The organism is Streptomyces sp. SDT5-1, assembly GCF_052245995.1.
In the GTDB taxonomy this organism is placed as follows: Bacteria; Actinomycetota; Actinomycetes; order Streptomycetales; family Streptomycetaceae; genus Streptomyces.
On record NZ_CM125963.1, the window covers coordinates 5020734 to 5034177 of the forward strand.

The 13444-nt window shown below is 72.6% G+C and carries 14 protein-coding genes; 11 read left to right on the forward strand and 3 right to left on the reverse strand.

The genetic code is table 11. The features are described from left to right. Nucleotides 1-70 precede the first annotated feature (70 nt). The 3 genes from alr (at nucleotide 71) to tsaE (ending at nucleotide 3121) form a co-directional block, all read left to right on the forward strand. Complete coding sequence (alr, locus tag ACTWJ8_RS23295; protein WP_356374830.1) at nucleotides 71-1237, forward strand: alanine racemase; 1167 nt, start codon at nucleotides 71-73, stop codon at nucleotides 1235-1237. 134 nt (nucleotides 1238-1371) lie between these two features. Then, nucleotides 1372-2610, forward strand: a complete 1239-nt coding sequence (locus ACTWJ8_RS23300) for an alpha/beta fold hydrolase (protein ID WP_356374827.1) — start codon at nucleotides 1372-1374, stop codon at nucleotides 2608-2610. Continuing rightward, nucleotides 2573-3121, forward strand: a complete 549-nt coding sequence (gene tsaE / locus ACTWJ8_RS23305) for a tRNA (adenosine(37)-N6)-threonylcarbamoyltransferase complex ATPase subunit type 1 TsaE (protein ID WP_356374824.1) — start codon at nucleotides 2573-2575, stop codon at nucleotides 3119-3121. Before ACTWJ8_RS23300 ends, tsaE begins: the two co-directional genes overlap by 38 nt. Nucleotides 3122-3457: 336 nt before the next feature. On the opposite strand, the gene ACTWJ8_RS23310 is transcribed toward tsaE, so the two are convergent. Further along, nucleotides 3458-4012, reverse strand: coding sequence for a hypothetical protein (locus ACTWJ8_RS23310; RefSeq protein WP_356374821.1), 555 nt, complete (start codon nucleotides 4010-4012; stop codon nucleotides 3458-3460). Nucleotides 4013-4129: 117 nt separating this feature from the next. Here ACTWJ8_RS23310 and tsaB point away from each other — a divergent pair, with 117 nt between their 5' ends. From tsaB to ACTWJ8_RS23330, 4 genes are read left to right on the forward strand one after another with little or no spacing between them, the layout of a single operon-like run. Continuing rightward, nucleotides 4130-4789 (forward strand): tRNA (adenosine(37)-N6)-threonylcarbamoyltransferase complex dimerization subunit type 1 TsaB, encoded by a 660-nt coding sequence (tsaB, locus tag ACTWJ8_RS23315; RefSeq protein ID WP_356374818.1) that lies wholly within the window; start codon nucleotides 4130-4132, stop codon nucleotides 4787-4789. Between the two features lie 26 nt (nucleotides 4790-4815). Next, nucleotides 4816-5286, forward strand: coding sequence for a ribosomal protein S18-alanine N-acetyltransferase (gene rimI, locus ACTWJ8_RS23320; protein WP_356375930.1), 471 nt, complete (start codon nucleotides 4816-4818; stop codon nucleotides 5284-5286). Then, nucleotides 5279-6364 (forward strand): tRNA (adenosine(37)-N6)-threonylcarbamoyltransferase complex transferase subunit TsaD, encoded by a 1086-nt coding sequence (gene tsaD, locus ACTWJ8_RS23325; RefSeq protein WP_356374815.1) that lies wholly within the window; start codon nucleotides 5279-5281, stop codon nucleotides 6362-6364. The genes rimI and tsaD overlap by 8 nt, the downstream gene beginning before the upstream one ends. Further along, nucleotides 6361-6609, forward strand: coding sequence for a hypothetical protein (locus tag ACTWJ8_RS23330; RefSeq protein WP_443260175.1), 249 nt, complete (start codon nucleotides 6361-6363; stop codon nucleotides 6607-6609). Before tsaD ends, ACTWJ8_RS23330 begins: the two co-directional genes overlap by 4 nt. On the opposite strand, the gene ACTWJ8_RS23335 is transcribed toward ACTWJ8_RS23330, so the two are convergent. After that, nucleotides 6582-7196, reverse strand: a complete 615-nt coding sequence (locus ACTWJ8_RS23335; protein WP_443260176.1) for a class I SAM-dependent methyltransferase — start codon at nucleotides 7194-7196, stop codon at nucleotides 6582-6584. The two genes, ACTWJ8_RS23330 and ACTWJ8_RS23335, sit on opposite strands and share 28 nt — an antisense overlap. Before the next feature lie 1065 nt (nucleotides 7197-8261). After that, nucleotides 8262-9455 (reverse strand): THUMP-like domain-containing protein, encoded by a 1194-nt coding sequence (locus ACTWJ8_RS23340; protein WP_443264972.1) that lies wholly within the window; start codon nucleotides 9453-9455, stop codon nucleotides 8262-8264. Between the two features lie 82 nt (nucleotides 9456-9537). On the opposite strand from ACTWJ8_RS23340, the gene ACTWJ8_RS23345 reads away from it, so the two are divergent. The 4 genes from ACTWJ8_RS23345 to groL all read left to right on the forward strand — a co-directional run bounded on the left by ACTWJ8_RS23345 (nucleotide 9538) and on the right by groL (nucleotide 13399). After that, a complete protein-coding gene (locus ACTWJ8_RS23345) occupies nucleotides 9538-10497 on the forward strand; it encodes a polysaccharide deacetylase family protein (protein ID WP_443260177.1) in 960 nt (319 codons plus the stop codon). Then, complete coding sequence (locus ACTWJ8_RS23350) at nucleotides 10494-11129, forward strand: polysaccharide deacetylase family protein (protein ID WP_356374803.1); 636 nt, start codon at nucleotides 10494-10496, stop codon at nucleotides 11127-11129. The genes ACTWJ8_RS23345 and ACTWJ8_RS23350 overlap by 4 nt, the downstream gene beginning before the upstream one ends. 217 nt (nucleotides 11130-11346) lie before the next feature. After that, on the forward strand, nucleotides 11347-11655 hold the full coding sequence (groES, locus tag ACTWJ8_RS23355; RefSeq protein WP_356374800.1) for a co-chaperone GroES: 309 nt from the start codon (nucleotides 11347-11349) through the stop codon (nucleotides 11653-11655). A 118-nt stretch (nucleotides 11656-11773) separates the two neighbouring features. Next, on the forward strand, nucleotides 11774-13399 hold the full coding sequence (gene groL / locus ACTWJ8_RS23360; protein ID WP_356374797.1) for a chaperonin GroEL: 1626 nt from the start codon (nucleotides 11774-11776) through the stop codon (nucleotides 13397-13399). Nucleotides 13400-13444: the final 45 nt, after the last annotated feature.

A 13444-nucleotide genomic window follows, 5' to 3' on the forward strand; every position in this document is an offset into this window, starting at 1 on the left:
GCAGGGTGCGGGGGTGGGGCAGGTCGGCGCTGCCGGAGTACCGGGCTCGCTCTGAGAGACTGTTGGCACCATGGACGAGAACGTGACTGCCCCGCTCCGCGCCCGCGCCGAGATCGATCTGGCCGTGCTCAAGGCCAACGTGAGGGCGCTGCGCGCGCACGCGCCGACCGCCGCGTTCATGGCCGTGGTGAAGGCGGACGCGTACGGGCACGGCATGATCCCGGTCGCGCGCGCCGCCAAGGAGGCCGGAGCCGAGTGGCTGGGCGCCGCCACCCCCGAGGAGGCCCTCGAGCTGCGGGCGGCGGGGCTCACCGGGCGGATCCTGTGCTGGCTGTGGGTGCCGGGCGGCCCCTGGCGGCAGGCGATCGAGGCCGACATCGACGTGTCGGTCAGCGGCATGTGGGCGCTGCGGGAGGTGGTCGACGCCGCGAAGGCCGAGGGCCGCGTCGCGCGCGTGCAGCTCAAGGCCGACACGGGCCTCGGGCGCAACGGCTGCCTGCCCGCCGACTGGCCCGAGCTGGTCCGCGAGGCGCTCGCCGCCCAGTCCGCAGGACACCTGGACGTCACCGGACTCTGGTCGCACTTCGCGTGCGCCGACGAGCCCGGCCACCCCTCCATCGCCGCCCAACTGAGCACGTTCCGGGACATGGTCGCGTACGCCGAGGGGGCGGGCGTCACCCCCGAGGTGCGGCACATCGCCAACTCGCCGGGGACGCTCACGCTCCCCGAGACCCACTTCGACCTCGTGCGCCCCGGCATCGCGATGTACGGGATCTCGCCGAGCCCCGAGGTCGGCACGCCCGCCGACTTCGGGCTGCGTCCCGTGATGACGCTCAAGGCGGGCCTGGCGCTCGTGAAGCACGCGCCGGGTGGACTCGGCATCAGTTACGGGCATCACTACGTCACACCGGGCGAGACCACCCTCGGCCTCGTCCCGCTCGGCTACGCGGACGGCATCCCGCGGCACGCGTCCGGCACCGGACCCGTCCTGATCGGCGGCAAGCGGCGGACGGTCGCGGGCCGCGTGGCCATGGACCAGTTCGTCGTCGACCTGGGCGGCGACGAGCCGGCGGCGGGCGACGAGGCGGTGCTGTTCGGCCCCGGCGACGGCGGCGAGCCGACCGCGGAGGACTGGGCGGTCGCGTCGGGCACCATCGCGTACGAGATCGTGACGCGGATCGGTTCCCGCGTGCCGCGCGTCTACGTGGGTGAGGACGGCGGCGGCACGCCCGCGTGACCGGCGTCACGGCCTGAAGGTCCACCGGCAGAGCCGTCCGAACCGCCACCATGTGAAGCGTGAACGGATCGGGTCACTCGAGAACCGGACGGTAGGTACGGCGCGGAGCACGGCGCGCGACAAGGGAGCGGCACGTGAGCGAGAGCAGCGCACCGGCCACGGAGGCCGTCGTCGAGGCGGCGCGTGAGGCCGCGTCGGGGAACTGGCGGCGGGCCGGGATCGCGGGCGCCGCGATAGGCGTGGTCGCGGCGGGGGCCGCCGCGGGCGTCGCCATCGAGCGGCTGACCGTGGGGCGCGGCATGCGCAAGAAGGCGCGCCTCGCGCTCGACGCGTCCGGACCGTACGGGGCGCTGCGCGGCGTGCCAGGCAAGGCGTACGCCGAGGACGGCACCGAGCTGTACTACGAGGTCGACGAGGCGGACCCGGAGCCCGCGGGCTCCCGGCGCCGCCGCCTCTTCGGCAGGAAGACGCCGGCCCCGGTCACCGTCGTCTTCAGCCACGGCTACTGCCTCAGCCAGGACTCCTGGCACTTCCAGCGCGCGGCCCTGCGCGGCGTGGTGCGCTGCGTGTACTGGGACCAGCGCAGCCACGGCCGTTCCGGGCGCGGCGCCGAGCAGGTGGAGGACGGCGTGCCCGTCACCATCGACCGGCTCGGCGGCGACCTGAAGGCCGTTATCGACGCCGCCGCGCCCGAGGGGCCGCTGGTGCTCGTGGGGCACTCCATGGGCGGCATGACGGTGATGGCGCTCGCCGACCAGTACCCCGACCTCGTGCGCGAGCGGGTCGTGGGCGTCGCCCTCGTCGGTACGTCGTCGGGGAAGCTCGGCGAGGTCAACTACGGGCTGCCGATGGCCGGGGTGAACGCGGTGCGGCGGGTGCTGCCCGGCGTACTGAAGGTGCTCGGGCAGCGGGCCGAGCTTGTGGAGAAGGGGCGGCGCGCGACGGCCGACCTGTTCGCCGGGATCATCAAGCGGTACTCGTTCGCCTCGCGGGACGTCGATCCGGCGGTCGCGCGGTTCGCCGAGCGGATGATCGAGGGCACGCCGATCGACGTGGTCGCCGAGTTCTACCCGGCGTTCGAGGACCACGACAAGACGGCGGCGCTGGCCCGCTTCGCCGCGCTGCCGGTGCTCGTCCTCGCGGGGGAGCACGACCTCGTCACGCCGAGCGACCACAGCGAGGCCATCGCGGCGCTGCTCCCCGACGCCGAGTACGTGCTCGTGCCGGACGCGGGACACCTCGTGATGCTGGAGCACCCGGAGGTCGTCACGGACCGCCTCGCGGACCTGCTGGTGCGCGCGGGAGCCGTCCCGACAGCCGCTACGGTGGGGATCCATGGAGACACCGGCAACACCGCACAGCCCGGCGGCTGACTCCGAGCAGCCCGCCACCACCCTCGTCAGCACGGTCACCGCCACCGTCAACTCCCCGGACGAGATGCGGGAGTTGGGGCTCGCCCTGGCCAAGCGGCTGCGCCCCGGCGACCTCGTGATGCTCACCGGCGAGCTGGGCGCGGGCAAGACGACGCTGACCCGCGGGCTCGGCGAGGGCATGGGCGTGCGGGGCGCGGTGACCTCGCCGACGTTCGTGATCGCCCGCGTGCACCCCTCGCTCGGCGACGGGCCCGCGCTGGTGCACGTCGACGCGTACCGGCTCGGCGGCGGGCTCGACGAGATGGAGGACCTCGACCTCGACGTGTCGCTGCCCGACTCCGTGGTCGTCGTCGAATGGGGCGACGGAAAGGTCGAGGAGCTGTCCGACGACCGCCTTCACGTGATCATCGACCGGGCCACCGGCGACACCACGGACGAGGTGCGGATCGTGACGCTCAACGGCATCGGCGAGCGGTGGGCCGAGGCGGACCTGGGCTCGCTCGCGGGCTGACCCCGGCTTCCGGCCCGCTCCCGGACACATCCCGACAATGCGTCGGCAAATTCTTGCGCGGCGCGGCTCCGGCGTGTTCACATGGAGTCCGGTGTTGGTTAGGTCTACCTAACCACGTCTTCTCGACCGCCGCCGGGAGGCATCCATGTCGACTTCGGAACGTGAAGGTGCACGCGCAGTGTCGATGCGGGATCTGCTGGCGTCGTGCGCGGCGGCGCGGGCCGTGTCGGTCCCGCCGGCCCCGCGGGGACGCCCGGCGGAGCCGAGCGAGGAGCAGCGGCGCGGCGAATGGCGCCCTTCGGCCCACCCGTAGCGGGCTCGGGCGGCGCTGTTCGGCTACTTGACGACGACGACCTTCGCGCCGATCGTCGCGAACTGCCACATGTCGTTGCCGTCCGCGCGGGACTCGCGGATGCCGCCGGTCTGCTTCCCGGGGTCGGGTGCGGCCGTCGAACCGTTCACGGCGGCGCTGAAGCCGATCGCCACCCCGTTCGTGTTCGCGAAGCGGACGACGTGCTCGATCGGCACGCCGTCGGTGCCGGTCACCGAACCGGAGCGCGAGGTCACCGAGTACGAGCCGGGGGCCGGGTCGACCGTGCCGGGCGTGACGCGGAACGTCGACGTCGGCTTGTTGCCCGCGCCGACCAGCCACACGCGGTCGCCGCTCAGCGAGTACACGACCCGCTCGCCCTTGCCGGACCCCGCGGGCAGCGCCTTCGGGTCCGTCTTCTTCTTGGGCGTCTTCGACGCCGAGGCGGAGGGCGAGGAGCCGCCCTTCTTCTCGGCGAGGTCGGAGGGCGCGCTCGCCGACGCCTGATAGGCGAGGAAGCCGACCACGGCGAGCGACCCCGCCGTGAGCGCGGTCACGAATCCGGTGCTGCTCCGTGCCACCAGGTGCCTGCCTCTCAAGTACGAACCTCAGGGTGACGGTAGCAGTCGAGGCCCCGCGGCCCGGCCTTGCCGGGAAGTACGGACGTGTCCGCCTTCCGGTGGTCGTAGGCTGTTCGCGTGCTGTTGCTCGCTCTGGATACCGCCACCCCCGCCGTCACCGTCGCACTGCACGACGGCTCGTCCGTCGTCGCCGAGTCGACCCAGGTGGACGCCCGCAGACACGGGGAGCTGCTGCTGCCCGCCGTCGACCGGGTGCTCGCCGAGGCCGGCGTCCGCCTCGACGCCGTCACCGGGATCGCCGTCGGCGTGGGCCCCGGGCCGTACACGGGGCTGCGGGTCGGCCTGATGACCGCCGACACGTTCGGGCTCGCGCTCGGCGTGCCCGTGCACGGGGTGTGCACGCTCGACGCGCTCGCGTACGAGGCGCGGGACGAGGTGGCGGGCCCCTTCGTCGTCGCCACCGACGCGCGGCGCAAGGAGGTGTACTGGGCGCGCTACGAGAACGGGCGCACGCGGACCACCGAGGCCGCCGTCGACCGGCCCGCGGACATCGCGGAGGCCGTCGCCGGGATGCCCGCCGTCGGCGCGGGAGCGCGTCTCTACCCGGACACGTTCCCCGACGCGCGCGGCCCCGAGCACGTCTCGGCCGCCTCCCTCGCCGCCTTCGCCGCCGAGCGGCTCGCCGCGGGCGAGGAACTCCTCGAACCGCGCCCCCTGTACCTGCGCCGCCCCGACGCGCAGGTCCCCAAGAACTACAAGGTGGTCACCCCCAAGTGACGGCCGCGGACACAGCGCTGCGCGAGATGCGCTGGTGGGACATCGACGCCGTGCTCGCGCTCGAGAAGGAGCTGTTCCCCGACGACGCCTGGTCGCGCGGGATGTTCTGGTCCGAGCTGGCGCACGCGCGCGGGATCGGCTCGACGCGGCGGTACGTCGTCGCGTACGACGCGGAGGGCCGGCTCGTCGGATACGGCGGCGTCGCCGCGTCCGGGGACCTCGCCGACATCCAGACCATCGCCGTCGCCGGCGACCACCAGGGCAGCGGGCTCGGCAGCCGGCTGCTCACCGAGCTGCTGCGGCACGCCACCGCCTTCGAGGTCGCCGAGGTGATGCTCGAGGTCCGCGTCGACAACATCAGGGCGCAGAAGCTCTACGAGCGCTTCGGCTTCGAGCCGATCGGCTTCCGGCGCGGCTACTACCAGCCGGGCAACGTGGACGCGCTCGTGATGCGCCTCACTACCGAGAAAGCGACCGAAGAGAAGAACCATGGCTGACGAACCGCTCGTCCTCGGCATCGAGACCTCCTGCGACGAGACCGGCGTCGGCATCGTCCGCGGCACCACGCTGCTCGCCGACGCCGTCGCCTCCAGCGTCGACGAACACGCCCGCTTCGGCGGCGTCGTCCCCGAGGTCGCCTCGCGCGCCCACCTGGAGGCGATGGTCCCGACGATCCAGCGCGCGCTCAAGGACGCGGGGGTCACGGCGAAGGACCTCGACGGCATCTCCGTCACGGCGGGCCCCGGCCTCGCGGGCGCGCTGCTCGTCGGCGTATCGGCGGCCAAGGCCTACGCGTACGCCCTCGACAAGCCGCTCTACGGCGTCAACCACCTGGCCTCGCACATCTGCGTCGACCAGCTGGAGCACGGCACGCTCCCGGAGCCGACGATGGCGCTCCTGGTGTCGGGCGGCCACTCCTCGCTGCTGCTCTCCACCGACATCACCTCGGACGTACGTCCCCTGGGCGCGACCATCGACGACGCGGCGGGCGAGGCGTTCGACAAGATCGCGCGGGTCCTGAACCTCGGCTTCCCGGGCGGCCCGGTCATCGACCGGTACGCCAAGGAGGGCGACCCGAACGCGATCGCGTTCCCGCGCGGGCTCACCGGGCCGCGCGACCCGGCCTACGACTTCTCCTTCTCCGGCCTCAAGACGGCCGTGGCGCGCTGGATCGAGGCGAAGCGGGCGGCGGGCGAGGACGTGCCGGTGCGCGACGTGTCGGCGTCCTTCCAGGAGGCCGTGGTCGACGTGCTGACCCGCAAGGCCGTGAAGGCGTGCAAGGACGAGGGCGTCGACCACCTGATGATCGGCGGCGGCGTCGCGGCGAACTCCCGGCTGCGGGCGCTCGCCGAGGAGCGCTGCGAGAAGGCGGGCATCCGGCTCCGCGTGCCGCGCCCCAAGCTGTGCACGGACAACGGGGCGATGGTCGCCGCGCTCGGCGCGGAAATGGTGGCCCGCAACCGGCAGCCGTCCTCCTGGGACCTCCCGGCGGACTCCTCGCTCCCGGTGACGGAACCCCACGTGCCGGGCCACGACCATGTCCACGAGGTCAGCAAGGAGAACCTCTACTCATGACGGTCGCGCTGATGTGGGAGGCCCGCGCCACGGAAGGCAACGGCGATGCCCTCCTGACCTGGGCCAAGTCCCAGCCCCTCGACGCTGAACCGGAACGCCGCGAATCCTTCCGCGCCCCCCAGGACCGCGTCCTGATCATCACCTGGTGGAACGCGCCCTACGACGCCGACCTCCCGGAACTCCCGTCCCCTCCGGCGGATCTGGTCACCCGCCCGCCTCACCGCTGGCGCTTCGAGTCGGCGTAGCCGCGGGTGTACGTCAACAGGTAGCGCCAGAACAGCAGTTGCCGCACCTCGCTGCCGGGCAGCAGCCGCGCCGCCTCCCGCCGGATCTCCTGCAGCCCCATCTCCGGCTGCCGGACCGGCGGCTTCGGCGGGGGAGTACGAGCGCCGAGCGCCCGCTCACCGGCGTACACGGCGAGCCGGGCGACCGCATTGGCCGGGACGGCGGCGAGGTCCCACGGGGTCGCGCCGGCGTGGCACCCGAGCACGATCAGCCGCCCGCCGGGAGCCAGGGCCTCCCGGAAACGGGTCAGTGTCTCGAACGGCATGTGGTGCAGGCTCGCCAGGCAACTGATCACGTCGTAGTGGTCGGGCGGCAGTTCCGTCTGCGCGGCGTCCACGACCCGATAGCGCGGCCCGCCACCGGTCGCCTCCGCCGCGGCCAGCGTCGCCGCGTCCGGGTCGATCGCGTCGACCCGGTACCCGTGCGCGACGAGCCGCCGCGCGAACCGTCCGGTCCCGCACCCCACGTCTAGGGCGTTCCGCCCGGCGCCGCTGGGAAGGTGCCGGCTCAGCACCCGGTGATAGTGATCGTTGTGGTCGAACCCCACGCAACACCTCCGCCGACACGCCTCGCTTCGGCCCAACATCTTCCTCGCCTCCGACTGCCGGGCATGACGGCGCCCGGCCGGTCACCGCGGTTGCGCGGCACGGTAGGCCGTGCCCGGCCGCGACGCGGTACGGATGACGGCGCCCGGCTGCTCACCGCGGTTGCGCGGCACCGTGTTGCCTGGCGTCGCTGGGGTGGGCTCTGCCGTGGCGTGTGTGCGGTGCCGCAGCCGGCTCGCGGACGTTGCCCGCTCATCCCCCACCCACCCGCCCCCTCCGGGGCTCGGCCCCCGTGGGCCCTGGGCCTGCACCGGGGCGGGGCCCGTCGTTTCCGTGGCGCGGCACCGTGTATCCCGGCTGCGTCGGGGCGGATGCCTGCCATGGCGTGTGCGGGGCACCGCGGCCTGCCCGGGGTGCCTGCTCATCTCCCGCCCTCCCGCCCCCTCCGGGGGCTCGGCCCCCGTGGGCCCGGGTTCTGCGCCGGGGTGGTGCTGGTCGTTTTCGTGGTGCGGGGCTGGTGCCATTGCCCGCCGTGGCGCGGCACCGCTGACGGAGCCGGGCCGCTCATCGCGGTTGCAGTGCCGGGGTGGGCGGCGCCTGTCGTGGGGAGTTTGCGGCCCCGCAGCCTTCCCAGCGGGCGCCCACCCTGGCGCCGGCCACGAGGCCCGGTACAGCGGACAGGGCGCAATCCGTCGAGTTCGGGTCGGGGGCCTGGTGCGGGTGCGGCCTGTACCGGGGCCGCCCTGGGGCGCGGACGGGGCCCGTCTCGGAGGCAGGTTGCCCAAGGCTGGTGACAGTTGCCCCGTCATGGGCGGGAGCCGTTCCTGCGGCGCTCGCTCAATGAGCGATTGCGGCTCCCCGTGGGGCCTACGCCCCCGGAGGGGGCGGGTGGGTGGGATCTTGGGCGGCGGAGTGAAGGGGTGGCCAGGTCACGGGAGCCTGATGGGTGCGGTGCGGGGAGGTAAGCCGAGCCGCTGCGGCGATTGAGCAGCGGGGGCCGGGGCGGAGCCCCGAGGCGTAGGGGCGCGTGGGCGCCCCGGTCCGGGGCCGTCAGGACACGGGAGCCGTCAGGACACCGGTGTGCCGAGGAGCATCGTGGGGGCGCCCGAGACCCGCGTGAGGAAGACCGTCGTCGAACGTTTGCCGTACGGCTTCGGCATCGCCTTGCGGCGGAGTTCCTCCGGTTCGACCGCGGAGCCGCGCTTCTTCACCGTCAGGATCCCGATCTCGCGCTCCCGTAGCAGCGCCTTCAATTTCTTTACGTTGAAGGGGAGTTGGTCGGTGATCTCGTAGGCGGACGCGTAGGGCGTCGGGTGCAGCGCGTCCGATGTCACGTACGCGATCGTCTCGTCGAGCAGGCCCCCGTCGACCTCCGCCGCCACCTCGGCGACCAGATGCGCCCGGATGACCGCGCCGTCGGGCTCGTACAAGTACCGTCCGACGGGCCGCACTTCGGGGTCGGGGAGTCCGGTGCCGGTCAGGGAACGCGGCCCCGGGAGCAGCGTCGCCCGCATCCGCCCCGGCGCCGCCGTGCCGAACCACAGCACGGCCTCCTTCACGTCACCCCCGTCCGAGATCCACTCCGCCTCGGCCTCCGCCGGAATCGCCTCGTGCGGGATCCCGGGCGCGATCTTCAGCGCGGCCCGTTCCGCCCCGAGCGCCGCGGACACCGCCCAGGACAGCGGAGGCGAGTACGCCTCGGGGTCGAAGATCCGGCCCCGTTTCGTGGAGCGCCGCGCCGGGTCGACGAACACCGCGTCGTACCCGGACGTGTCCACCTCGGTCACATCCGCCTCGCGCACCTCGATGAGCCCGTCGAGCCCGAGCGCCTCCGCGTTCGCCCGCGCCACCGCGCAGGTCAGCGGGTCCCGGTCGACGGCAAGCACCCGTACGCCCGCGCGGGCCAGCGCGATCGCGTCGCCGCCGATGCCGCAGCAGAGGTCGGCCACGGACCGCACCCCGAGGTCTCTGAACGCCTCGGCCCGGTACGCCGCCACGCTCGTACGCGTCGCCTGCTCCACGCCGTTCGGCGTGAAGAACATCCGCGCCGCGTCCTCGGCCCCGAACTTCGCCACCGCCCGCTGCCGCAACCGCGCCTGCGCGAGCGCCGCGGACACCAGCTCGACCGGATGGTCGCGGCGCAGCCTGGTGGCGAGGGCGAGTTCCTGGGCCGGGTCGTGCTCACGGAGTTCGTCGAGCAGGGCGCGGCCCTCGGGGGTCAGCAGGGCGGAGAAGGCGGCGGGGTCGTTCACCCGGCCCATTGTGGGCCAGGCGGGCGACGCCTCGCGCCAGGCGGCGGTGTCGCCCCGGCAACCGGCCCCCGAGCTGCCAGGATCCGGCGCCATGCGACTCGTACGACAAAACGAAGAAATCGCCCGAAGGGGTGCCAGGAAGAGACGCGGCGTGCGCGTCGTCGGCGGCCTGCTCGCCGCGTCCGCCCTCGCCGCGGGCTGCGCGGGCGGCGCCGAGTCGGAGCGGGACCCCCGCGTGCGACCGGCCCCCGGCCAGCAGGCCAAGGGTGCCCTCAAGGCCGCACCGGCCCGCGCCCTCGACGCGTACGCGACGAAGCTGCGCGCCGAGCGGGCCGCCCTCGTCGCGGCGTCGAAGCGCTGGGGCCTGAAGGGCGTCCCGCTGACCGCCCCGCCCCCTCCGGCGAAGAAGCCGCGCATCGAGGCCCGCCCCGGCTTCGAGGTCGAGGGCCAGAAGCGGCTCGGCCTGCCGCCCGTGTTCACCACGGTCCCGACCAAACACAAGATCGTCTTCCTCACCATCGACGACGGCGCCGAGAAGGACCCCCGGTTCCTGAAGATGATGAGCGAGCTGCGGATCCCGTACACGGCGTTCCTGACCGACGCCGAAGTGAAGCCGCGGTACGGCTACTTCAAGCAGATGCAGGCCCGCGGCGTCACCCTCAACAACCACACGCTGCACCACCCGTTCCTGCCGGGACTGTCGTACGCGCGGCAGAAGCAGGAGATCTGCGGGATGCAGGACGTCATCGAGAAGAAGTACGGCAAGCGCCCCACGCTCTTCCGTCCGCCCTTCGGCGACTACAACCGGGACACCCTGCGCGCCGCCAAGGCCTGCGGCATCGAGTACGCCCCGATCTGGAACGCCGAGGCCTTCGTGGACCGCATGGACTACCGCGAGTGGGACCGCGACATCCATCCCGGCGACATCCTGCTCACGCACTTCAGGGGCCGGAAGGACTGGAAGGGCACGATGCCCGACATGATCCGCAACCTCATGGACCACCTGCACGCCAAGGGGTACGCGGTGGCGCGCCTGGAGGACTACCTGTGACAGCGCGCGGGGCGCGGGCGCGGTTCGCCGTCGGGGTCATGGCGATCGCCGCCGTGCTCGCGGGCTGCGCCCAGCGCCCCGCCCCGGACGCGCGTACGGCCGCGGGGGCGCCGCCGCACAGGACCGTCCCGCCGGTCGTCTCCCGGGTCCCGACCCACGACAGGGTGGTCTTCCTCGCGTACGAGGACGGGGCGGGCGCGCGCCTCGTCGACCTGGTCCGCGAGCGCCGGCTGCCGCTCTCGCTGTTCGCCGCGGGCCGGGGCGAGGGCCGCCTGCGCGAACTGCGCGCCCTCGGCGTCCAGGTGCAGAACCGCACGCTCACCCGCCCGTTCCTGCCGGGTCTCGGCTACGTCGAGCAGCACGCCGAGATCTGCGGCCAGCGCGACCGCATCGAGGGCCGGTTCGGCACGGCGCCCCGGCTGTTCCACCCGCCGTCGGGCGCGTACGACGGGAACACCCTGCGGGCCGCCGCCGCGTGCGGCGTCGACGCGGTCGTCCTGTGGCGCGAGCCGGACGGAGCGCCGCTGCACCCCGGCGACATCATCGGCGCCCACCCGGCCACGACACGCCAACTCCTCCACCGCATCGAGTCCGAGGGCTACACGGTGGCGCCCCTGGAGAACTACCTGTGAAACCCCTCGGGAAACGGCCCCCGAATCGAGGTCGCGACGGAGTCGATTAGCAGTCCGCTTGACCGAGTGCTAATCGCGGTCATAGTCTCGGCTCTGGCACTCCCCGCAGGAGAGTGCCAACAGCGACGGGCAGGTCCGGCACCCGCGACGACGGATCCACCTGGTCGCCACCTCAGACAGTTAACCCCGTGAGATCTCCGAAGGGGGAGGTCGGATCGTGACGACCACCAGCTCCAAGGTTGCCATCAAGCCGCTCGAGGACCGCATTGTGGTCCAGCCGCTCGACGCCGAGCAGACCACGGCTTCGGGCCTGGTCATTCCGGACACCGCGAAGGAGAAGCCCCAGGAGGGCGCCGTCCTCGCCGTGGGTCCCGGCCGCTTCGAGAACGGCGAGCGTCTGCCGCTCGACGTCCAGGTCGGCGATGTCGTGCTCTACAGCAAGTACGGCGGCACCGAGGTGAAGTACAACGGCGACGAGTACCTCGTCCTCTCGGCCCGCGACGTGCTCGCGATCGTCGAGAAGTAATTCACCGAGGCTTTCCAAGCTTCACCGAAGCAGAATGCTTTGAGCTGCGCCCCTGGCCCCCGCTGAGAATGCCGGGTGCGAGGGGCGCGGTTCGTTTCGAGAGGACTGATTCAGCCCCATGGCGAAGATCCTGAAGTTCGACGAGGACGCCCGTCGCGCCCTCGAGCGCGGCGTCAACAAGCTGGCCGACACGGTCAAGGTGACGATCGGCCCCAAGGGCCGCAACGTCGTCATCGACAAGAAGTTCGGCGCCCCCACCATCACCAACGACGGTGTCACCATCGCCCGCGAGGTCGAGGTCGAGGACCCGTACGAGAACCTCGGCGCCCAGCTGGTCAAGGAAGTCGCCACCAAGACCAACGACATCGCCGGTGACGGTACGACCACCGCCACCGTTCTCGCCCAGGCCCTGGTCAAGGAGGGCCTGCGCAACGTCGCCGCCGGTGCCTCCCCGGCCGCCCTGAAGAAGGGCATCGACGCCGCGGTCAAGGCCGTGTCCGAGGACCTCCTCGCGACCGCCCGCCCGATCGACGAGAAGTCCGACATCGCCGCCGTCGCCGGTCTGTCCGCCCAGGACAACCAGGTCGGCGAGCTCATCGCCGAGGCGATGGACAAGGTCGGCAAGGACGGCGTCATCACCGTCGAGGAGTCCAACACCTTCGGCCTGGAGCTCGACTTCACCGAGGGCATGGCCTTCGACAAGGGCTACCTGTCCCCGTACTTCGTCACCGACCAGGAGCGTATGGAGGCCGTCCTCGACGACCCGTACATCCTGATCCACCAGGGCAAGATCGGTTCGATCCAGGACCTCCTGCCGCTCCTCGAGAAGGTCATCCAGGCCGGTGGCTCCAAGCCGCTCCTGATCATCGCCGAGGACGTCGAGGGCGAGGCCCTGTCGACCCTGGTCGTGAACAAGATCCGCGGCACGTTCAACGCCGTCGCCGTGAAGGCCCCCGGCTTCGGTGACCGCCGCAAGGCGATGCTCCAGGACATGGCCACCCTCACCGGTGCCACCGTCATCGCCGAGGAGGTCGGCCTCAAGCTCGACCAGGCCGGTCTCGACGTGCTGGGCTCCGCCCGCCGCGTGACCATCACCAAGGACGACACCACCATCGTCGACGGTGGCGGCAAGGCCGAGGACGTCCAGGGCCGCGTCGCGCAGATCAAGGCCGAGATCGAGAACACGGACTCCGACTGGGACCGCGAGAAGCTCCAGGAGCGCCTCGCGAAGCTCGCCGGCGGCGTGTGCGTCATCCGCGTGGGTGCCGCCACCGAGGTCGAACTCAAGGAGAAGAAGCACCGTCTGGAGGACGCCATCTCCGCGACCCGCGCCGCGGTCGAGGAGGGCATCGTCTCCGGTGGTGGCTCCGCCCTGGTGCACGCCTCCAAGGTCCTCGACGGCTCCCTCGGCAAGGAGGGCGACGAGGCCACCGGTGTCGCCGTCGTCCGCCGCGCCGTCGTCGAGCCGCTCCGCTGGATCGGCGAGAACGCCGGCCAGGAGGGCTACGTGATCGTCTCCAAGGTCAAGGACCTGGAGAAGGGCAACGGCTACAACGCCGCGACCGGCGAGTACGTCGACCTGGTCAAGGCCGGCGTCATCGACCCGGTCAAGGTGACGCGCTCCGCCCTGGAGAACGCCGCCTCCATCGCCTCCCTGCTCCTCACGACCGAGACCCTGGTCGTCGAGAAGCCGGCGGAGGAGGAGCCGGAGGCCGCGGGCCACGGCCACGGTCACGCGCACTGACCCGAGCACGACTGAGGCCCGGCTCCCCGTCGCGGGGAGCCGGGC